This is a genomic window from Bacteroides sp. LFL-34, from assembly GCF_027257075.1.
GTDB classification, from domain to species: domain Bacteria; phylum Bacteroidota; class Bacteroidia; order Bacteroidales; family Bacteroidaceae; genus Bacteroides; species Bacteroides ovatus.
In genome coordinates, this window is the sequence record NZ_JAPQKZ010000040.1 from 40,173 (window position 1) to 63,028 (window position 22,856).

Genomic DNA, 22,856 nt, shown 5'->3' on the forward strand with positions numbered 1-22,856 from the left:
CTTATATGAAACTTGAATTTATTGTTTAGATTGAATAAAATGAAAACTCAACTTATAACTCTGTCTCTGCTGCTCCTTGGCCTCACAGCCGGAGCACAGCAGCCCTATCTTAGCCGGGAAGCTTACCGGGATAAAGTGGAAGCTTACAGTCAAATTCTGAAGCAACAGAAACTAAAGACGATGGCAAGTACGGAAGCACGAAAGATTGCTCACACGGGATTCTTGCCAAAAATTGATGTCAATGCGGACGGGACACTCAACATGAGCGACCTTAATGCCTGGAACGAACCGGTAGGCGAATACCGCAACCACACCTATCAAGGTGTATTTATCGTCTCGCAACCGTTGTACACGGGCGGGGCACTCAACGCCCAGCACAAGATTGCCAAAGCGGACGAAAAGCTGAATCAACTAAATGAGGAGCTTACCATCGACCAGATTCATTATCAGAGCGATGCAGTTTATTGGAATGCTTCCGCTTCACAGGCTATGTTGCAGGCGGCGGACAAGTATCAAAGTATTGTGAAGCAACAGTATGACATCATTCAGGATCGTTTCAACGACGGTATGATTAGTCGCACGGACTTATTAATGATTTCCACCCGGCTGAAAGAAGCGGAATTGCAATATATCAAGGCGCGTCAGAATTATACGCTGGCGCTGCAAAAGCTGAATATCCTGATGGGAGAAGAGCCGAACAATCCCGTAGACAGTCTGTACACGATTGACACGGCTTCCGCTCCGGTGCAGATCCTTTCTCTGGAGAATGTACTGCAACGTCGCGCGGATTACGAAAGTACGGAGGTGAATATCATGAAAAGTCAGGCGCAACGCAAAGCGGCTCTTAGCCAGTTCAACCCGCAATTGAATATGTATTTTAGCGGCGGATGGGCTACAGCTACACCTAACCTCGGTTATGACGTTTCTTTCAATCCCATCGTCGGCATTAACCTGAATATACCGATCTTCCGTTGGGGAGCCCGGTTCAAAACAAACCGTCAGCAGAAAGCGTATATCAGCATACAGAAACTGCAACAAAGTTATGTGACGGATAATATCAACGAGGAACTTTCTGCCGCCCTGACCAAACTGACGGAAACGGAATATCAAGTGAAAACCGCCAAAGAGACTATGAGTCTGGCTAATGAAAATCTTGATTTGGTTTCTTTCTCGTATAATGAGGGAAAGGCAAATATGGTGGATGTGCTCTCCGCGCAATTGTCATGGACACAAGCGCACACCAATCTGATTAATGCGTATCTGTCGGAAAAGATGGCGGTAGCGGAATACAGAAAGGTTATCAGTGAATAAATTTAGAAACAAAAGAAACTTGTTCACAAAGCCTTAGTCTTATAAAAGAAATCGTCCTGTTATCACGTAACCGTGAAACAGGACGATTTCTTTTTATATCATAAGGACTACAAAATACCGTTTTGCTTCAAGATATCTTCTATTTCCTTATCTGTGATATTTGCACGTTCTGACTTATCATAAATAGTGAGCAATTTTATCTCTGTATCTATTTCTGTCCAGATTATCGTATAGGTTATCACCCGTGCACCTCCACTTTTACCTTTATTTTTCGAAGTTATCGCTATACGTATTTTACGAAGATTGTTGCCCAAACTGACTCCTTGTTCAGGATTTAATAACAAATCATTTCCAAAATTCCTAAGATCTTCTTTCAACGATTTATACCGTTTTGACAAATGCTTCATTTCCCTTAAAAATTCGAGGGTAACGCTTATTCTATATTTCATTAAGGGCATCATCTAATGACTTAAACTCCAACTTACCCTCCAGATTCAGTTTCAGTTCCTTACACGCCTGATCTAAGCTTGCCAGAATCTCCGCCTTTGTCTGGTAGGGAGCTGCTTCCTCTGCGACAACATTCGTTTGCTCTTCTTCACAACTCAACATCGATTTCACTCTCCGCAGAATAGCGACATCATCCACATCCAGAATCCGCCGAATCAGTTCGTTCTTTTCGGCTTCCAATGACATTGCACTCATACGCTTGCTATTTTTACTGTTATACATTCACACAAAGATAACGCTATCAAACGAATCTTCCAAGTGTGAATGTATAAAAAGTCTTTTTCAGGAAGGAATTATCTTACGCAAGGAAGGAGATCAACACACCCGCAGCTACGGCAGAACCGATTACTCCGGAGATGTTGCTTGCCATGCAATACTGCAATACGTGATTCTTCGGATCGTATTTCAAAGCAATCTCATTGGCTACACGGCTCGCCATCGGAACGGCACTCAAACCAGTGGCGCCGATAAGCGGATTGATTTTCTTCTTCGAGAAGAGATTTACCAGTTTCACAAAGAAAATACCACCGGTTATAGAAAGTGCAAATGCAAGGAATCCACCGATCACAATACCGATTGTTGTCCAGTTGAGGAATGCTTCGGCTGTCATCGTTGCTCCTACGGACAGTCCGAGGAAGATGGTGGCAGCATTCATGATGCTATTGGAAGCGGCATCGAACAAGCGGAATGTGTTGGTTCCGATTTCTTTCACCAAATTACCAAACATCAACATACCCACCAAAGGCACTGCACTTGGCACGAAGAGGGCAACAATAGTAGTTACCACGATCGGGAAGATAATCTTCAATACACGCAGGTTCTTGATTTCAGTCTTCGAAGGGTACTTCTTTTCCTGTTCTTTCATGTTGATGCTCAACTCTTTCTTCGTACAGAACAGTTTCACTACCAGCGGAATAATCACCGGAACGAGCGCCATATACGAATAAGCGGCAATGGCAATCGGGCCCAGCAAATGCGGCGCCAGTTTGATGGTGGTAAAGATGGCTGTCGGACCATCCGCGCCACCGATAATGCCCAGAGAAGCGGCTTCCTGTGGAGTGAATCCCATCAGGATGGCTACCAGCAACACGGTAAAGATACCCAACTGTGCAGCTGCACCGAATATAGAAAGATGCAGATTACGCAACATCGGCCCGAAGTCCGTCAGCGCACCGACACCCATAAAGATGATCGGAGGCAGGAAACCTGTTTTAATCAACATATAGTAGATGAAGTTCATGATTCCCAGTTCGTGGGCAATGTCATGCAAAGGCATTTCCCAGATGTTCTTCAACACTCCGTTTACCATCACCATACCATTTTCGTCGGCCTGAATCACGCCCATATCTCCTCCGGGGAAGTTGGCTAGCAACACACCGAAAGCGATGGGGACAAGCAGCAACGGCTCGTACTGTTTCTTAATACCCAAATAGAGCAGAACGAACGCGATGGCATACATTATCAGGAACTGCGGTTCGGCAATGATATTGCTGAACGCAGTCATGTCATATAAGTTCTCAAATATTTCGTTCATTATCCTATCTTCATTAATACGTCATCTTCTGAAACAGCATCTCCCGGGTTGACACAGATAGCAGTCACTGTACCGCCAAACTCTGCACGGATGGCATTGTAGGTCTTCATCGCTTCTACATAGCAGATTACATCACCTTCTTTCACAGTGTCACCTACTTGCAAAGGAGTTTCCTGCGCACCTTTCACTAAGAAGAACTTGCCTTCCAACGGAGAAAGTACTTCTTTACCCTCTCCTGCCGGAGCAGCGGCAGCACCCGCAGGAGCAGCAGGTAGTTCGGTATCACCGTATGCTACCGTCACACGATAGGCCTGTCCGTCCACTTGTACGGTCAGTGTCTTCGGTTTGGCATCTTCTTCCGGAGATTTATCTTTTTCGGCACGACGTTTGACTACGTCTTCCAGGAAGTCTTCTTTTGCTTTGCCACTCTTGTAAGCCTCATATTGAGCCGGGTGCATAGCATATTCGAAGAGTTCTTCGTCGTCCTGTCCCACTTCCCATTTGTTCTCTTTCATCAGTTTGCGATATTTGTCGAGGGCATCGGGATAGTTATTCTGCGGATCACCTTCAAAGAACTTACGTCCTTCACGTTCTGCCTTTTCAATGATTTCGGGAGCAAGTTTGCCCGGCAGACGTCCGGCTTTACCCAGAATCATATCCCAGATATCATCGGCAATCATTCCCCAACGTTCTTTTCCTTTTTCCATGGCCATCACATTCATCATGGCGAGGTTCTTCACGTATTGGCTGAACGGAGTCACCAATGGAGGATAACCGACACGAGGCCATACGTAAGCTACTTCATCAAAGAGCTTGATGAGCAACTGGTCTTGCGTCATAAACGGCAGATTGTGTTTTGCCTTATATTTATTGATTGATTCCAGATTGGATTCGAGGTCGGCCATCAAACTACCCATCATACCACCGGGAAGTCCGGGAGCAATCAGCAAGGAGTTCATCAGACGGTTTTTCGGGCTGATATACAAGCCGAGGAAGTCGTCCATAAATTCCTGAATCATGCCGCGCACTTTCATGTAGGCTTCCATATTAATTTCGGGCACTTGATATCCGGCGTCTTTCAGCATTGCCTGCACGCTAAGCAAGTCAGCATGGCCTGTTCCCCAGGATAGCGGTTCCATGCCTACGTCGATGTAGTCACAACCGGCTTCGCATACTTCGAGGATGCTTGCCATATTAAATCCGGGACCTGCATGACTGTGATACTGAACGGGGATTTCGGGATGTGCTGCCTTGATATTTGCTACGATCTTACCTAACGATACAGGGCGGCCGATTCCTGCCATGTCTTTGATACAGATTTCGTCTGCTCCCAGTTTGATAAGTTCCAGCGCCATATTGGTGTAGTACTCTACGGTATGGATAGGCGAATGAGTGATGCAAAGCGAGCATTGCGAAATCATGCCTGCTTCCTTTGCGTATGTGATGGAAGGAGCAATGTTACGCACGTCGTTCAATCCGCAGAACGTACGGGTAATGTCTGTTCCTTGCGCTTTCTTTACTTTGTAGAATAATTTGCGGACGTCTGCCGGAACGGGGCTCATACGGAGTCCGTTCAGTGCGCGGTCGAGCATGTGGGTTTGAATACCGGCTTCATGGAACGGTTTTGTCCATTCGCGCACAGCTTTATTCGGGTTTTCACCAAACAATAAATTTACCTGTTCAAAACCTCCGCCGTTTGTTTCTACGCGGGCAAAACAGCCCATTTCAATGATGGCAGGAGCTACCTTTACGAGTTGGTCTACACGAGGTACGTATTTTCCGGCAGATTGCCACATATCTCGGAAAACCAAACTAAACTTTACTTCTCTTTTCATGTCTTTCAGTGATATTCTTTATAGATTTATAATTTTTCTACTTTAGTGATTTTTCCTTTACCTTGTGTCACCACATTTACAGCAGCTGTAATGGCGGCTAAGATGTTTCCCGGAACAGGGGCAGGACCTTGCGATGCTTCCCGCTTCACAGGAACCACTTCTTCAGGAGCATACTTGTTGACTAATGTAATCAACAACTTACCTAAACAAATCACAATCAGCAGAATAACAAACACGGTAGCCATTCCGACCACCATCAGCAGGATCGCTGTTTCGATATTTTCCATATAATAAACTATTAGTATTTTAAGTTGTTCGTCTAAAAAGCGTCCGAAAATACCAAATTTTTATTATAAAATAAATTAAGAAAGGAATATAATGTATAAAAACGTCATTTCTCTGATTGGAAAACTGGGGAAGTTTAATGATTTATGATTTATAATTTATGATTTATAATTTATGATTTAGCGTGCCATCCACATCTAAACTAAATTCCCATTTATCTTATTTACTATCTGCTTCTATTGCATAACCCAAATAGTAAATGGTAAATAGTCCAATAGTAAATCGTCCTATCTATCGTTCCTACAAAAAAAATGTGAGAGAAAGCCCCTCAACTTTCTCTCACACTCTGATAAAACAATTATTAAATAAAAATACTCAATGATAGACCGGTTCAGCCCTTTTCTGGTTTCATACTCTCTTAACCTACTATTAAACTACCAGATAAAACCGGCCTTGTTAAACCTCTCATGCGCCATCACGGCTTTCATTCTTTTAATTAGCGTAGCAGTCTAGTTGAAAAACCCTTTTTTAAGCCAACTAAGTCTGTTTAATCGGAAAAAACAAGCCTCTAAAGCTCATATCACGTCCGATGAGGGAATCTTTCCGGCTTACGTTTGTGGCAGGAATAATTCATCTGCCGCTGTCTATTGTTTGCTTTGAGCCCTAGTTTGCATTTCTAAAACATTGTTTGTTTTGGGTTAAATTTAAATTTTATAAAAAGCATCTATTGTTTGTTTTGAGTTTAGCTTGTAATTCTCTATAAAACATCTATTGTTTGTTCTGAATCCCGGCCTTATTTCTGCCGGATAATTTCTAATTTCTTCTACTACAACATTTAATCTTCTAATCAATTCTACCGTTTTCTTCAAATATCATTAAATAGCTCATCTATTAGAAAGAGAAGCATCTGTTGTTTTTTTACCAAGAAAAAATGAAGAAAATTTGAAGAAAAACAAAAAAGCCTCTTCTGGATAGTCAGAAGAGGCTTTTTTTATTGCAAAATAATTTCTTTCCCTCGAATTTGATAACTGATCCCACACGATCCAAAGACTTTTTCCAGTGTGGCGTTCAGGTCTTTCGTTAAGACCGTCCCGTTGTAGGTCAGCCCCTCGCATTTCTCATGTCCGACGACTGTTACTTCAAATATATGCTCAATATCTGCCACTACATTTATTAGCGGATCGTCTTCATACCCCAACACCTCGGGGAACTCTGATTCTTCCGCCTTTTTTTCTACTGGCACAATCTTGGTTTCATCGCAACGCACACTTTCACCGGCAAGCAATGTACGCTTACCTACGGCAGTCTCAACTTTCACACTTCCTTCCTCACAGTTGACGGTCATCTTCTTTCCTTGCTGATCGATGAGGAATTTCGTTCCCAGTACGGTTACGTCGCCGGCTTCTGTACGGACCGTGAATGTCTTGCCTTTGGTTACGTTAAAAGAGGCTTTACCCAATAGTTGCAATTTGCGCTCCCAAAGCCATGTGATATGATTGTAAGTCAGGCGGGAATTTTCCATCACCTGCACAGTACTGCCATCCGGCAATTCATAGTTCATAGCAGTGTTATCAGTCACCACCTTTTCTTCTGCCAGGAAGTAACCGCCTATCCCCAAAAGAAGGACAACTGCCGCTGCCACTCCCCATGAGAAAGAGAAACTTCTCCCCGCACCTTGCTTTCTTCTCCGGCTTAAGGCGATCTTATGGCTCTCCTCACGTTGCAACTTCAGCTTATCACCTATTTCTTTTTTACGAGAAAAGATTTCGCCAACCAGAGGAAGTTTTCCTTCTTCTAAGTATTTATCTAAAGATTCTGTCCACTTTTCCATATCTCACACCTCAATTAAAAATCCACAAATTAGCTGCTACCAACAACAAGAAAGATTTGCTCATACGCTCCCGCAAACTGGAGATAGCCATATGAGTAGTATTGTAAACCGTACGTGAAGTGAGTCCCATCACCTGGGCTATTTCTTCCGGACTCATCTTCTTATAATACTTAAGATACAATACCTCCCGCTGTTGCTTTGTCAAATTGTTCAGCTCTTTCTGCAAAACTTCCAGCTGTTCTTTTTCCAACTCTGAATGGATAATAGCAGTTTCAATATCGATCTCCAGATCAAACTGATATTCGTTTGTGCCTACTTCATCCAGTGATTTGAATGATCCACTATTCTCTTTTTTCAGTTCGTTCACTATCATGTGTCTCAACGAAACACACAAGTAAGCGGGTATGGATTGAGGTGCCGCGCAAGTTTCTCTTTTCTCAAAGATGTAAACAAACAACGACTGTATCGCCTCGGTCACCAGCGTATCATCACCGGCTATCTTCATGCCATATCCATACAGTAAATCTGCATATTGCTCATAAAGCTGCCGGAATGCCTCTTCATCCCCTTGCTGAATTTTATCCCAGGATAGTGTCTTCATTTCTATTCACTCATTTATATGAGATATGTTTTTCCTTTTTTTACCTGATTTTTTAGTTAAAATCAACGGAATATGTTTTAAAACTCACTTGTAAAGTGGAATTTGATGTGTTTAAAGTCCATCTGCGCCATCTGAAGTACATAACCGGAGTCTGCCAGGAACACATCGCGCCCTTCTCTATCCTTTGCCATATACTGGTATTTACGTTTCTTGAAGGCTTCCAGTTCTGTGGGATCATCGCTTTCTACCCAACAGGCTTTATAAAGACTTACCGGTTCCCAGCGACAGGACGCATTGTATTCATTCAACAAACGGTACTGAATGACCTCAAACTGCAACTGTCCCACCGTACCGATAATCTTACGGCCATTGAACTGATTGACAAACAACTGTGCCACACCTTCATCCATCAACTGGTCAATGCCTTTTGCCAACTGTTTCTGTTTCATCGGGTCGGCATTCTCAATATACTTGAACATCTCCGGTGAGAAACTCGGCAATCCACGGAAATGGAGCATTTCACCTTCTGTCAGCGTATCGCCAATCTTAAAAGTACCATTATCCGGTAAACCAATAATATCTCCTGCATAAGCTTCATCAATCGTTGTTTTACGCTGTGCCATAAACTGGGTAGGCGACGAAAAACGCATGGTCTTTCCATGACGGACGTGTGTATATGGAGCATTGCGAACAAACTTACCGGAACAAATCTTACAGAATGCCACACAAGAACGATGGTTGGGATCAATGTTGGCGGTTATCTTAAAGATGAATCCGGTAAATTTCGGTTCGTCAGGTTTCACTTCACGCTCTTCTGCCTGTACAGGACGAGGGCTGGGAGCTATCTCTACGAAACAGTTCAGCAACTCTTGCACACCGAAGTTGTTCAGCGCTGATCCAAAGAATACAGGCGCACAGTCTCCTGCCAAATAGGATTCAGAATCAAATTCCGGATAAACACCCTCAATCAGTTCCAAATCGCCACGCAGTTTGTCTGCCAACGACTTGCCAATCTGCTGATCCAGTTCTTCCGAATGAATATCGACTGCCACTTTCTCTGTTACCATCTGTTTGGATGGCTGATACAAGTCCAGTTTCTGTTCATAGATATTGTATACCCCTTTAAAACGTGCTCCCTGCTCTATCGGCCAGGACAAGGGACGAACCTGAATCATCAGTTCTTCTTCAAGTTCATCAAGCAAATCGAACGGATCTTTTCCTTCACGGTCCATTTTGTTGACGAAGATTATTACCGGAGTCTTTCTCATACGGCACACCTCCATCAGTTTACGTGTCTGCGTTTCCACACCTTTCGCACCGTCTACAACGATGATAACACTGTCTACAGCTGTCAGTGTGCGATATGTATCTTCGGCAAAGTCCTGGTGACCGGGAGTATCGAGAATGTTAATCTTATAGTCCCGATAGTCGAATTCCATCACGGAAGTCGTTACCGAAATACCACGTTGTTTCTCGATTTCCATCCAGTCGGACGTAGCCGTCTTTTTAATCTTATTACTCTTTACAGCACCTGCTACCTGTATCTGACCACCGAAAAGCAATAGCTTTTCCGTCAATGATGTCTTACCGGCATCCGGATGCGCAATAATGGCGAACGTTCGCCGTCTCAAAATTTCTGTATTATCTGCCATAGTTATTAAATTGAGAATTGAAAATTGGAAATTAAAAAATGATACTCAAAGTGGTTTCTTTTTTATTTCTCAACTCTCAATTTTTAATTTCCAATTTCTCCAGGCATCGTTGGAGACTTTCCTCCCAATGGGGGATTTCGATGCCAAATGTTGTTTTTATTTTTGTTTTATCAAGTACAGAGTATGCCGGACGGTTGGCCTTTGCAGGATATTCGGCTGTATGCAGAGGTTTCACTTTGCAGGAGGTTATTCCTGCCAAGCGATGAATAGCCACTGTGAAATCATACCAGGAACAAACGCCTTCATTGCTGAAATGGTAGATGCCGCGGACTATACCTTTATTTATAATGGTATAGATGGCACGTGCCAGGTCATTAGCATAAGTCGGGGTTCCGATCTGGTCGAAAACAACTCCCAGACTGTCACGCTCTTTTCCAAGACGGATCATTGTCTTCACAAAATTATTGCCGAAAGTGGAATAAAGCCATGCAGTACGGATTACGACTGCTTTCTCGCAATAATTCATCACGTCATATTCTCCTTCCAGTTTGGTGGTGCCGTATACGGAGTCCGGACAAGGGTCGCAATCCTCCGTATACGGAGTGTGTGCAGTACCGTCAAAGACATAATCGGTAGATACCTGTATCATGGCGGCTCCGTTGAATTGTGCCGCACTTGCCAATTGTTTCGGTGCTTCGCAATTCAATTGATAGGCTAGTTCCGAATTATCTTCCGCTTTATCTACGGCCGTATATGCGGCACAGTTCACGACAAGCTCAATCCGCTTCTCTGCGATATAAGCCCAAACGGCTTGCTTGTCACAGATGTTAAGCTCCTCTACATCCGTGAAATAATACGTATGTTGCGGGTTCTCTTTTGCAAGCACCTGCATCTCATTGCCAAGCTGACCGTTGGCACCCGTTACCAAAATTCTCATTTATTCATCCAGTTTTAATTCACCTTTACGGTCTTTATCATAATAGTTTGCCAACATAGAAAGGAAACTAGTGATAGCTTCCACTGCCTTGGCAGTTCCTTCGCTGATAGGCTTCTTTTGAAGACGAAGCAGGAGTACTCCATACAACGCTTCAAAACAGGTTTCCAGTTCGGGTTCATCTTTCTTGCCGTTTTTATTCCGTAATTCTACGATAAACGGTAATGCCTTGAAATAAGCAGCACTGTAAAAAGGAAATTTAGGAGAAGAGGACAATGCGTTGTGCAACTCTGTCAGATTGATAATTACATTTTTATTAATCTGCAGATGACCCTTTTCCCGTACTCCTTCCTCGCCCATCATCGTAATCAGGTTGGTATACCATTCTCGCATGGCAGGCCGCTGTTCTTCCGGATAGCGGGCAATCACATTTGCCTCCATCTCTTCCGGTTCACAATGATTGGCACGGATCAAGTCTTCCTCTTGCCACATATATATAAGGTATTCGGCAATATTCTTCTCTTTCAGTTGTTGTGCTATCTGATTCATTATGTTATCTCTTAATAAAGTGACTCTCCCAACAAAGTATAAATCAATCCGGCAACAGATACCAGCATTACGATACTTCCTACAACACGATTCAGTATCCAGATACCACGTAAATTGAATTTAGTGCGCACCTTATTCACAAAATAAGTGATACCCAACCACCAAGTCAATGCTCCTATAGCAATTGCAAGATATCCCGTGATCTCTTCAAACACCAAGACTCCCGGCTGCACAAAGGCAAAGCGGGCAAAAAGTCCGATAAACAGGAAGATTATCAAGGGGTTGGATAGAGTGACGAAAAAGGCGGTAATAAAATTATGGAAATAAGAACCTTTGCTGGACGAAGCCGGACGAATGGATTGCACCGGATTGCTACGAAAGGTATATATACCAAAAAGGAGTAGCATGACACTCCCCAATAACTGCAAATAGAAAATATTCTTATTGATATAATCGAACACAAAACTCATCCCATAACCGGTGAGCAAAGCGTATGCTATATCGCTCAACGAAGCTCCCAGACCTGTTACAAATCCGTACCAACGCCCTTTATTCAGAGTCCTCTGGATGCATAATACGCCCACCGGACCGAGGGGTGCGGACACAACAACGCCAATAATAAAGCCTTTCACTAATATATCGAATATTGTCTCTATCTGAATCATGTCGCAAATATCGCACTTTTTTGTGATATGGGGATAGTATATTAACGTTTTTTCCACACAAGAATCACTATATATAGCGATAATAAGTAAAACGTACATCAAAAATAAACATATTAAATAAGGTATAGGAATTTATTCTCTATTTTTTTCCTACCACCAACGAAATTGATTATCTTTGCGCCACAGAAAAAGAGAAGAGTTTCTCCTGCAGGAACTTCAATCGTAAAATCGTAAATCGTAAAATCGTAAATATACAACATGATTCTTTTTTTCAGAACCCCTTCCAAGAGCGTGATTGCCGTAGAGAGCAACCATCAGCTCACCCCTGACGAAAGTAATAAACTCTGCTGGCTTTTTGGCGAAGCCGTGATGGAAAGTGAAGAAAACCTGAAAGGCTGTTTCGTTGGCCCACGCCGCGAAATGATCACTCCCTGGAGTACAAACGCAGTAGAAATCACCCAAAACATGGGGCTCGAAGGCATCAGCCGCATCGAGGAGTACTTCCCTGTTAAGGACGAAAACGCAGACTACGACCCGATGCTCCAACGCATGTACAAAGGACTCGACCAAAACGTATTCACGACAAACCGTCAGCCGGAACCGATCATCTACATCGAAGATCTCGAAGTGTACAACGAACAAGAAGGTCTGGCTCTTTCTAAAGAAGAAATGGACTATCTGAAGAAAGTAGAAAATGATCTCGGACGAAAACTGACTGACTCCGAAGTATTTGGTTTCGCACAGATCAACTCCGAACACTGCCGCCACAAAATCTTCGGCGGAACGTTCATCATTGACGGTGTAGAACAGGAGTCTTCTCTGTTTCAGATGATTAAAAAGACGACACAGGAAAATCCGAATAAAATCATCTCTGCTTATAAAGATAATGTAGCCTTTGCCGAAGGTCCAGTTGTTGAACAGTTTGCTCCGGCAGATCATTCAAAACCTGATTTCTTCCAGATAAAGGACATCAAGAGTGTAATCTCACTGAAAGCGGAAACACATAATTTCCCTACTACTGTAGAACCGTTCAACGGTGCTTCTACCGGTACCGGTGGTGAAATCCGCGACCGTATGGGTGGTGGTAAAGGTTCATGGCCGATTGCAGGTACTGCTGTCTACATGACTTCTTATCCGCGCACCGATGAAGGACGTGAATGGGAAGAAATTCTTCCGGTACGCAAATGGTTGTACCAGACTCCGGAACAGATTCTTATCAAAGCATCCAACGGTGCTTCCGACTTCGGTAACAAGTTCGGCCAGCCGCTGATCTGCGGTTCGGTACTGACTTTCGAACATACGGAAAACAAAGAAGTTTATGGTTACGACAAAGTAATCATGCTTGCCGGCGGTGTGGGTTACGGCACACAACGTGACTGCCTGAAAGGTACACCGGAAGCAGGAAACAAAGTGGTGGTAATCGGTGGTGACAACTATCGTATCGGACTGGGTGGCGGTTCCGTATCTTCTGTAGACACCGGTCGTTACAGCAGTGGTATCGAGTTGAATGCTGTGCAACGTGCTAATGCTGAAATGCAGAAACGTGCCAACAACGTAGTACGTGCTCTTTGTGAAGAAGAGGTGAATCCGGTGGTTTCTATCCACGACCACGGCTCTGCCGGACACGTAAACTGTCTGTCCGAACTAGTGGAAGAATGTGGTGGTTTAATCGATATGAGCAAATTGCCTATCGGCGACAAGACTTTGTCGGCAAAAGAAATCATCGCTAACGAGAGCCAGGAACGTATGGGGCTATTGATTAAAGAAGAAGCCATCGAACATGTACGTAAGATTGCCGAACGCGAACGCGCTCCGATGTACGTAGTCGGTGAAACAACCGGCGATCATCGTTTCGCCTTCCAACAGGCTGACGGTGTACGTCCGTTTGATCTTGCTGTAGAGCAGATGTTCGGTTCTTCTCCCAAGACATATATGGTAGACAAAACCGTGGAACGTCATTACGAAATGCCGAAATACGAATTGTCTAAATTACATGAATATCTGACGAATGTATTGCAGCTTGAAGCTGTTGCCTGCAAAGACTGGTTGACAAATAAGGTAGACCGCTCGGTAACAGGTAAAGTGGCACGCCAGCAATGTCAGGGCGAACTTCAGTTGCCGTTGAGTGACTGCGGTGTCGTTGCACTTGACTACCGTGGCGAAAAAGGAATCGCTACTTCTATCGGACATGCTCCGCAAGCAGCATTGGCTGATCCGGCTGCCGGTTCTATCCTTTCCGTATCTGAAGCACTAACCAATCTTGTTTGGGCTCCGATGGCGGAAGGTATGGACAGTATTTCTCTGTCTGCCAACTGGATGTGGCCTTGCCGTTCTCAAGAAGGTGAAGATGCCCGTCTGTACACCGCTGTAAAAGCATTGAGCGACTTCTGCTGCGCACTGCAAATCAATGTGCCTACCGGAAAAGACTCTTTGTCTATGACACAGAAGTATCCGAACGGTGAGAAAGTGATTTCTCCGGGAACGGTGATTGTTTCTGCCGGCGGTGAAGTTTCCGACGTGAAGAAAGTAGTATCTCCAGTATTGGTTAACAATGAAAAGACTACGCTTTATCATATTGACTTCAGCTTCGACGAACTGAAATTAGGTGGTTCGGCTTTCGCACAATCTCTGGGTAAAGTGGGCGACGAAGTACCTTGCGTACAGGATGCCGAATATTTCCGTGACGCTTTCCTTGCCGTACAAGAACTTGTAAACAAAGGATTGATCCTTGCAGGACACGATATATCTGCCGGTGGTTTAATCACTACATTGCTCGAAATGTGCTTCTCTAATGTAGAAGGCGGTTTGGAAATCAGCCTCGACAAGATGAAGGAAGAAGATATCGTCAAGATTCTGTTCGCGGAAAACCCGGGTATTGTTATCCAGATCAGCGACAAGCATAAGGATGAAGTGAAGAAGATTCTGGAAGATGCAGGCGTAGGCTATATAAAGCTGGGTAAACCGACTGACGAACGCCACATTTTGGTATCTAAAGATGGTGCTACTTACCAGTTTGGTATCGATTATATGCGTGACGTATGGTATTCTTCTTCTTACCTGCTCGACCGCAAACAATCTATGAACGGTTGCGCAAAAGCACGTTTCGAAAACTATAAGATGCAACCTGTTGAATTCGCTTTCATGCCGGAATTCAAAGGTAAGCTTTCTCAATATGGTATCACTCCGGATCGTCGTACCCCAAGCGGCATCCGTGCAGCTATCATCCGCGAGAAGGGTACAAACGGTGAGCGCGAAATGGCTTACTCACTCTATTTGGCAGGTTTCGACGTAAAAGACGTTACAATGACCGACCTCATCAGCGGACGCGAAACACTGGAAGACGTAAACATGATTGTTTACTGCGGTGGTTTCTCTAATTCCGATGTTTTGGGTTCTGCTAAAGGATGGGCAGGCGCATTCTTGTTCAACCCGAAAGCTAAGGAAGCATTGGATAAATATTATGCACGCGAAGATACATTGTCATTAGGTGTCTGCAACGGTTGCCAGTTGATGATGGAACTCGACCTTATCAACCCGGAACTGAAGAAGAAAGGCAAGATGTTGCATAACAATTCGCACAAGTTCGAATCACGCTTCCTCGGCCTTACTATCCCGACCAACCGCAGTGTGATGTTCGGCTCTTTGAGCGGAAGCAAACTGGGTATCTGGGTAGCTCACGGAGAAGGAAAATTCTCTTTGCCGTATGACGAAGACAAATACAATGTAGTAGCGAAGTATAGCTATGATGAATATCCGGGCAACCCGAACGGTTCCGATTATTCTATCGCAGCATTGGCTAGTGCAGACGGACGCCATCTGGCTATCATGCCTCACTTGGAACGTTCTATCTTCCCATGGCAAAACGGTTGTTATCCGGCAGACCGCAAGAACAACGATCAGGTTACTCCATGGATAGAAGCGTTTGTCAACGCTCGCAAATGGGTGGAAGCAAAAATGAAATAAATCATTTCTATATTTACAGAGGCTGGTACATTTTAAAGTGCCAGCCTCTTGTTTCACACAACTTTTCGCTCTACTGAAAGCCCCTTTACAGATACCAAAATTCCGAAAACAAACAATATGTATAAATACCTATAAAATAGTCTGTTTTCTTTCATTTTAAGAACGCTGTTATCTTTCTTCAAAATTTTGTAATATCGGAAAATCTTCTTAATTTTGTCAAACTTTCTCCCTCATTAAAGATTCAATAACCCTTAAAAGTCCTATTTGTATGAAAAAATGGCTTTTTCTAATCTTATTGTTTCCTCTAACTTGTGTCGCACAGACGTATCGATATATTGGAGTGGAGGATGGGTTAAGTAACCGGCGGGTTTACTGCATTCAAAAAGATAAAACCGGCTACATGTGGTTCCTTACACACGAAGGTATTGATCGATACAACGGAAAAGACTTTAAACGATATAAGTTAATGGATGGTGACGTAGAAGTGAACTCTCTGTTAAATCTGAATTGGCTTTATATCGACCAAGAAGGAGTTTTATGGGAAATCGGAAAGAAAGGTAAAGTATTCCGGTATGACCAGATTCACGACTGTTTCAATCTTGTATATAAGTTACCGATGGAAAGCTTCAGTGAACAACCGGATCCGATCACCTATGCCTGGCTTGACGAAAACAAACATATCTGGCTATGTAATAAGGATACAATCTTCCTCTACAACACGGAGACCCAACTGGTTACCCATATAAAGAACGATATCAGTGAAGAGATCACAGATATTGAACAGATAGACGAGTCGCATTTCTTCATCGGCACAGAAATGGGTATTCATTACGCCAAGTTGGAAAATAACGCATTGGAACTTATCAATTGCGATAAGCTGGAGAGCCTGAAAGCCCAGATTATCGATTTATATTTCGACAAAAAGATTCGTAAACTATTCATCGGAACTTTTCTACGGGGAATCATGATTTACGATATGAATACCAAATCTGTTATACGTCCGGAACAGAATTTGAAAGATATTAGTATCACACGATTCAGACCATTAAATGATAAGGAATTACTGATAGCAACCGACGGTGGAGGAGTACACAAAATAGATGTAGACACTTATCAGATAACACCTGAAATTGTGGCTGATTACAACAGTAACAATGGCATGAACGGTAACAGTATCAATGACATCTTTGTAGATGATGAAGAACGGGTATGGCTGGCTAATTATCCCATCGGAATCACCATACAAAACAACCGTTATACCGGCTACAAATGGATCAAACACTCCATTGGCAATAAACAGTCTTTAATCAACGATCAGGTGAACGCCATTATCGAAGACAGAGACGGAGATTTATGGTTCGCAACGAACAATGGTATCAGTTTCCTCAATTCAAAGACCGGACAATGGCGTTCGGTGCTTAGCTCTTTTGAAGAATCGCAAGGTAATAAAAGCCATATCTTTCTTACCGTATGCGAAGTAGCTCCCGGAATAATCTGGGCAGGTGGGTACTCTTCCGGTGCTTACCAGATAGATAAAAAGACGTTCAGTGTCAGCTATTTCATGCCGCCCTTGTACACTCACAGTAACAAGCGGCCGGATAAATATATACGTGATATCCGTACAGATATGCAGGGCTATATCTGGTCCGGAGGGTTCTATAACCTCAAGCGCATCAATCTAAAAACGCAGGACGTACGGTTTTATGACGGATTAAATTCCATTACCGCCATTGTTGAGAAGGATGAAAAAAGCATGTGGATCGGTAGTGCTGCCGGCCTGTGCCTTTTAGATAAAGAATCCGGGAAATTTGAACGTATCAAACTTCCGGTAGAATCGAGCTATATTTACTCTTTATATCAAGCAAAAAATGGTTCATTATATATAGGTACCAGCGGGTCGGGACTATTGATTTACGATGTCAACAAAAAACTGTTCACTCATTACCACTCTGAAAACTGTGCTTTAATATCCAATAATATCTACACTATATTATCGGATGCGGACAAAGACATCATAATGAGTACAGAAAGCGGACTGACAAGTTTCTATCCCGAAGAAAAGAAATTCCATAACTGGACCAAAGATATGGGACTAATGCCCCCCCATTTCAATGCGCTGTCGGGTGTGTTACGAAAAAATAAAAAATTCATTTTTGGTAGTTCGGACGGAGCCGTAGAGTTTGACAAGGACATGAAATTACCCAGAGGTTATTCCTCTAAAATGATTTTCAGCGATTTCAAGCTTTTCTATCAGACAATCTATCCGGATGATGAAGATTCTCCGTTAAGAACAAGCATCAATGAAACAAAGGAACTGAAGTTAAAATACAATCAGAATATTTTCTCTTTGCAGGTTTCTTCCATCAATTATGACTATCCTTCCAACATCATTTATTCTTGGAGGCTAGAAGGTTTTTATGATGAATGGAGCAAACCCGGAACCGAAAATACGATTCGTTACACCAATCTTGCGCCGGGCAAATATACGTTAAGAGTACGCGCCATCTCCAACGAAGACAAACGCATCGTACTTGAAGAAAGAAGTATGGACATTGTTATCGCCCAACCTTTTTGGCTGACAATCTGGGCTATGCTGCTTTATGCGGCTTTCCTTTGTCTCATTGCCATCATTCTATTACGTATCTTGATTTTAAGAAAGCAGCGTAAAGTCTCCGATGAGAAAATACACTTCTTTATCAATACGGCACATGATATCCGTACCCCATTGACGCTTATCAAAGCACCTTTGGAAGAACTACGCGAGAAAGAGGAGTTGAGTAAAGAAGGTATTTCGAACATGAATACGGCATTACGAAACGTAAATGCCCTATTACGTCTTACCACCAATCTTATCAACTTTGAAAGAGCGGACGTATATTCTTCCGAATTATATATTTCAGAGCATGAGCTAAACACGTTTATGAATGAAATATTCAACGCGTTCCAGCAGTACGCCAACATCAAACATATCAACTTCACTTATGAAAGTAATTTCAGGTATATGAACGTATGGCTTGATAAAGAAAAGATGGAATCTATCTTTAAGAACATCATTTCGAACGCACTGAAATATACTCCGGAAAATGGAAATGTACAGGTTTTCGTTTCAGAAACATCTGACTCATGGAGCGTGGAAGTCAGAGACACAGGAATCGGCATCCCGGCCAATGAACAAAAGAAATTGTTCAAACTTCATTTCCGTGGCAGCAATGCTATTAATTCCAAAGTAACAGGAAGTGGTATCGGACTGATGCTTGTATGGAAGCTAGTCCGCCTGCATAAAGGAAAGATTAATCTGTCAAGCATCGAAAACCAGGGATCGGTTATCAAAATAACATTCCCTAAAGACAGCAAGCGCTTCCGGAAAGCACATCTGGCAACTCCGAGCAAACAGCGTATAGAAAATACGATTGATAACGTTCCGCCTCCATCACCTGAAATTTACGAAAATGCACAAAAGAAAGAGAACATTAATCATCGTCGCATCTTGATTGTGGAAGATAATGATGAGTTGCGCAACTATCTGTCGCAAACGTTATCCGAGGAGTATTTCGTACAGGTTTGCTCCAATGGAAAAGAAGCATTGACGATTATTCCCGAGTACAAACCAGAGCTGGTTATTTCAGACATTATGATGCCTGAAATGCGGGGGGATGAATTATGCCAAGCTATCAAGAATAATATCGAAACCTCCCACATTCCTGTTATCCTGCTGACTGCTTTGAATAATGAGAAAGATATTCTCTCGGGACTTCAGATTGGTGCGGATGAATACGTTGTGAAGCCATTCAATATTGGTATATTGAAAGCTAATGTTGCCAATCTGCTGGCTAACCGTGCACTATTGCGCAGCAAATTCGCAAATTTAGATCTGAATGATGAGGAAAATGATGAAGACTGCATCAACTGTTCGCAAGACATTGACTGGAAATTCATAGCAAACGTCAAAAAGAACGTGGAAGATAACATTGACAATCCTGCTCTCACGGTAGATGTATTATGCAGCCTGATGGGAATGAGTCGCACAAGTTTTTACAATAAATTAAGGGCATTAACCGATCAGGCACCGGGAGATTATATCCGGCTGATTCGTCTGAAACGTGCCGTACAATTACTAAAAGAAGACACACATAGCATAACAGAAATTGCAGAAATGACGGGATTCAGTGACGCCAAGTACTTCCGCGAAGTATTTAAGAAGCATTATAATGTAAGTCCCAGTCAATATGGCAAAGAGAAAAAAGCAGTTAGTAAGGAAGGAGGAGAAAAGAAAGAATGAACATTTATCTCGAAGCATTTGGAATCTTTTTTAAAATAGGCGCCTTTACTATTGGAGGAGGATATGCAATGGTGCCACTGATTGAAAATGAAATTGTCACCAAACGGAAATGGATTGCGCAGGAAGATTTTATCGATCTGCTGGCTATCTCCCAATCCGCACCGGGAATTTTGGCAGTCAATATTTCTATCTTTATAGGATATAAGCTGCGTGGAATCCGGGGAAGTATTATCACAGCATTGGGAACAATTTTGCCGTCTTTCATTATTATATTGGCTATCGCCCTGTTCTTTCATAGTTTCAAAGACAATCCGATAGTGGAACGTATTTTTAAAGGAATTCGCCCGGCAGTGGTGGCACTCATCGCGGCGCCGACCTTTACCATGGGACGATCCGCAAAAATCAACCGCTACAATCTGTGGATTCCTGTTGTCTCGGCAATATTAATCTGGCTGTTGGGCTTCTCCCCTATCTGGATTATTATTGCGGCCGGTGTAGGAGGTTTCCTGTGGGGGAAATTTAGAAAAGTTGAGAGTTGAGAATGGAGAATGGAGAGTTGAGAAGGCGCGGATTAACGCTGTTGTTTTACAGATTCATAATTCTAAAAGCCGGTAAATCCGTGTAATCCATGCCTAAAATTATTATATAATAAATTATTAATCACATGATTTACCTACAGTTATTCTATACATTTTTCAAGATCGGGCTCTTTGGCTTCGGTGGCGGTTATGCCATGCTTTCCATGATTCAAGGCGAAGTGGTAACCCGCTATGGATGGGTGAGTTCGCAGGAGTTCACGGATATTGTCGCAATCAGCCAAATGACTCCAGGACCTATTGGTATCAACGCAGCTACTTATGTAGGGTTTACTTCTACGGGTAGCGTATGGGGTTCCATCATTGCTACCTTTGCCGTAGTCCTTCCCTCTTTCATCTTGATGTTGACCATCAGTAAATTCTTCCTAAAATACCAGAAACATCCGATAGTAGAATCTATTTTTAATGGATTACGCCCGGCAGTAGTCGGATTACTCGCCTCCGCTGCGTTGGTATTAATGAACGCAGAAAACTTCGGTTCGCCTACGGAAGATACTTATTCATTCGTTATCAGTATCATTATCTTTCTGATTGCATTCATCGGAACAAGAAAATATAAAGCCAATCCGATATTAATGATTATCGCCTGTGGTATTGCAGGTTTGCTGCTCTATTAATAACGAGCGGCTGAACAGTAAACAAAAAAACAGTAAACAAAAAACGGTGAATAAACTGCGTTATCATTCTGCAGAGTGTTCACCGTTTTATCGTTGTTTATTCTATACCTTTACAGTTTTAACTTCTTACTTACGGATTTCGATTCATTATGTAAACGATCTAAAGCTGTCACTACATAACGGCATTTTGTTTTTCCTGTTTCATAAGGAAGTCTATAGAATGGATTGCGCGTGATAGCTACAATATGAGAAGGATCGTCCAAATTCACCTTTTCTTTACTGTCAAAACGATAGACTACATATTGAACTGCCTTATCCATCTCTGTATCAGCTTTCGGAGCTGTCCAAAAAAGGATATAGCCATCTTCCGTCCATACCTTTTTCATTTTACGTACCTTGCCCGGAGCTTTATCATCCATAAAATCAAAGACTGGAATCAAAGCAGGATATTTATGATATTCACTGATTAAAGCATCACGATATCTACCCTGATTCTCAACAACAGCTGCTGCATACCATTGACAGCTTCCTCCGATTGTTTGGTAAGCACGTTGCAAAGCCATCTTACGGGGAAGCTGATTGATAGAAGGATTCTGCGGATCGGCAAACTGAACAGTCTTTGGCACTGACTGGCCGATAAATAACGGCCGGTTTTCCGAATGAGTAGCCCACCATTTCACCAATGTCTCATAGTCGGCAGCCTTGTGACCAATCTCCCAATAAATTTGCGGAATATTATAATCAATCCATCCTTCACGTGCCCAAAGAAGCACATCGGCATAAAGATCATCATAGTTCTGCAAACCATTGGTGTTACTTCCCAACGGATCGCTTTTCTGATTACGATAAATACCGAACGGACTAATACCGAACTTCACCCATGGCTTGATGCCACGAATCGTTTCATGAAGCTTCTTTATCAACACATTCACATTACTACGACGCCAATCTGCCTTATTGGTGAAACCTCCACCGTAACGGGCGAAACTTGCATCATCCGGAAAATCCAACCCATTAACCGGATAAGGATAGAAATAATCATCCATGTGAATAGCATCTACATCATAACGAGACACAATATCGGTCACAATTTTGCAGATATGTTCACGGCTTTCGGGAAGTGCCGGATCGAAATATAGCTGATCGCCATAAGTAACAAACCATTCCGGATGCTGGTGATAAATATGTTCCGGTGCCAACTTGTTCTTTAATGAGGTCTTCACGCGGTAAGGATTGATCCAGGCATGAAATTCCATATTCCGTTTCTGACATTCTTCAATCATAAACTGCATCGGATCCCACATAGGAGAAGGCATCTGACCTTGCGTTCCTGTCAGAAAACGACTCCACGGTTCATGCTGGGAAGCATATAATGCATCCGCTTCAGGGCGTACCTGAAAGATGATTGCGTTAATACCAGCTTCCTGAAGAGAGTTCAACTGACTAATCAATATTTGTTTCAGCCTCTCTGTGGGAATGCCACGAAACTGACCGTTAACAGCTTGTATCCACGCTCCACGGAATTCACGTTTAGGATATTTATTGCCTGATGGCACCTGTGCCCTCACTCCTACCACCAGAAGAAGAGCTAAAAGTAAAAGATAGTTTTTCAGCTTCATAATATTCTTAAATCGTAATAATGTGACGCAAAGATAATACAAACTCCCGATAAATTCGCTAACTTTGCCGACTACCAT

17 protein-coding genes are annotated in these 22,856 nt (G+C 42.9%); 5 read left to right on the forward strand and 12 right to left on the reverse strand.

What is annotated here, in order from left to right; translation table 11 throughout:
* Positions 1-39: 39 nt before the first annotated feature.
* Positions 40-1,311 (forward strand): TolC family protein, encoded by a 1,272-nt coding sequence (locus N5O98_RS20530; protein WP_162487395.1) that lies wholly within the window; start codon positions 40-42, stop codon positions 1,309-1,311.
* 107 nt (positions 1,312-1,418) lie between these two features.
* Here N5O98_RS20530 and N5O98_RS20535 read toward each other — a convergent pair whose 3' ends face one another.
* The 11 genes from N5O98_RS20535 to N5O98_RS20585 form a co-directional block, all read right to left on the reverse strand.
* Complete coding sequence (locus N5O98_RS20535; RefSeq protein WP_004300933.1) at positions 1,419-1,760, reverse strand: type II toxin-antitoxin system RelE/ParE family toxin; 342 nt, start codon at positions 1,758-1,760, stop codon at positions 1,419-1,421.
* Positions 1,750-2,013 (reverse strand): hypothetical protein, encoded by a 264-nt coding sequence (locus tag N5O98_RS20540; RefSeq protein WP_004304421.1) that lies wholly within the window; start codon positions 2,011-2,013, stop codon positions 1,750-1,752. Before N5O98_RS20540 ends, N5O98_RS20535 begins: the two co-directional genes overlap by 11 nt.
* A gap of 103 nt (positions 2,014-2,116) precedes the next feature.
* Positions 2,117-3,352 (reverse strand): sodium ion-translocating decarboxylase subunit beta, encoded by a 1,236-nt coding sequence (locus tag N5O98_RS20545; RefSeq protein ID WP_004300937.1) that lies wholly within the window; start codon positions 3,350-3,352, stop codon positions 2,117-2,119.
* Positions 3,352-5,187, reverse strand: coding sequence for a biotin/lipoyl-containing protein (locus tag N5O98_RS20550; RefSeq protein ID WP_004300939.1), 1,836 nt, complete (start codon positions 5,185-5,187; stop codon positions 3,352-3,354). The genes N5O98_RS20545 and N5O98_RS20550 overlap by 1 nt, the downstream gene beginning before the upstream one ends.
* Before the next feature lie 26 nt (positions 5,188-5,213).
* Positions 5,214-5,474: an OadG family protein gene (locus N5O98_RS20555; RefSeq protein ID WP_004311386.1), complete on the reverse strand. Its 261-nt coding sequence runs from the start codon at positions 5,472-5,474 to the stop codon at positions 5,214-5,216.
* A 989-nt stretch (positions 5,475-6,463) separates the two neighbouring features.
* On the reverse strand, positions 6,464-7,303 hold the full coding sequence (locus N5O98_RS20560; protein ID WP_118161339.1) for a FecR family protein: 840 nt from the start codon (positions 7,301-7,303) through the stop codon (positions 6,464-6,466).
* A gap of 10 nt (positions 7,304-7,313) precedes the next feature.
* Positions 7,314-7,904, reverse strand: coding sequence for an RNA polymerase sigma factor (locus N5O98_RS20565; RefSeq protein WP_004300948.1), 591 nt, complete (start codon positions 7,902-7,904; stop codon positions 7,314-7,316).
* 77 nt (positions 7,905-7,981) lie between these two features.
* On the reverse strand, positions 7,982-9,556 hold the full coding sequence (locus N5O98_RS20570) for a peptide chain release factor 3 (protein WP_118161338.1): 1,575 nt from the start codon (positions 9,554-9,556) through the stop codon (positions 7,982-7,984).
* Between the two features lie 76 nt (positions 9,557-9,632).
* The gene (gene rfbD, locus N5O98_RS20575) at positions 9,633-10,493 is read right to left on the reverse strand and encodes a dTDP-4-dehydrorhamnose reductase (RefSeq protein ID WP_004300950.1); all 861 of its coding nucleotides are present in this window, start codon (positions 10,491-10,493) and stop codon (positions 9,633-9,635) included.
* Positions 10,494-11,039 (reverse strand): DUF4924 family protein, encoded by a 546-nt coding sequence (locus tag N5O98_RS20580; protein WP_004304427.1) that lies wholly within the window; start codon positions 11,037-11,039, stop codon positions 10,494-10,496.
* An 11-nt stretch (positions 11,040-11,050) separates the two neighbouring features.
* Positions 11,051-11,704, reverse strand: a complete 654-nt coding sequence (locus N5O98_RS20585; protein ID WP_004314184.1) for a LysE family translocator — start codon at positions 11,702-11,704, stop codon at positions 11,051-11,053.
* Positions 11,705-11,962: 258 nt separating this feature from the next.
* On the opposite strand from N5O98_RS20585, the gene purL reads away from it, so the two are divergent.
* From purL to N5O98_RS20605, 4 genes are all read left to right on the forward strand, one after another.
* Complete coding sequence (gene purL, locus N5O98_RS20590; protein WP_118161337.1) at positions 11,963-15,667, forward strand: phosphoribosylformylglycinamidine synthase; 3,705 nt, start codon at positions 11,963-11,965, stop codon at positions 15,665-15,667.
* 268 nt (positions 15,668-15,935) lie between these two features.
* Positions 15,936-19,946 (forward strand): hybrid sensor histidine kinase/response regulator transcription factor, encoded by a 4,011-nt coding sequence (locus N5O98_RS20595; RefSeq protein ID WP_032856023.1) that lies wholly within the window; start codon positions 15,936-15,938, stop codon positions 19,944-19,946.
* On the forward strand, positions 19,943-20,485 hold the full coding sequence (locus N5O98_RS20600) for a chromate transporter (protein ID WP_004300957.1): 543 nt from the start codon (positions 19,943-19,945) through the stop codon (positions 20,483-20,485). Before N5O98_RS20595 ends, N5O98_RS20600 begins: the two co-directional genes overlap by 4 nt.
* A 125-nt stretch (positions 20,486-20,610) precedes the next feature.
* Positions 20,611-21,159 carry a chromate transporter gene (locus tag N5O98_RS20605; RefSeq protein ID WP_004300958.1) on the forward strand — a complete coding sequence of 183 codons (549 nt, stop codon included), beginning with the start codon at positions 20,611-20,613 and terminating at the stop codon, positions 21,157-21,159.
* A gap of 110 nt (positions 21,160-21,269) precedes the next feature.
* Here the strand turns inward: N5O98_RS20605 and N5O98_RS20610 are convergent, their stop codons facing one another.
* Positions 21,270-22,856, reverse strand: a complete 1,587-nt coding sequence (locus N5O98_RS20610) for a glycoside hydrolase family 10 protein (protein WP_004310292.1) — start codon at positions 22,854-22,856, stop codon at positions 21,270-21,272.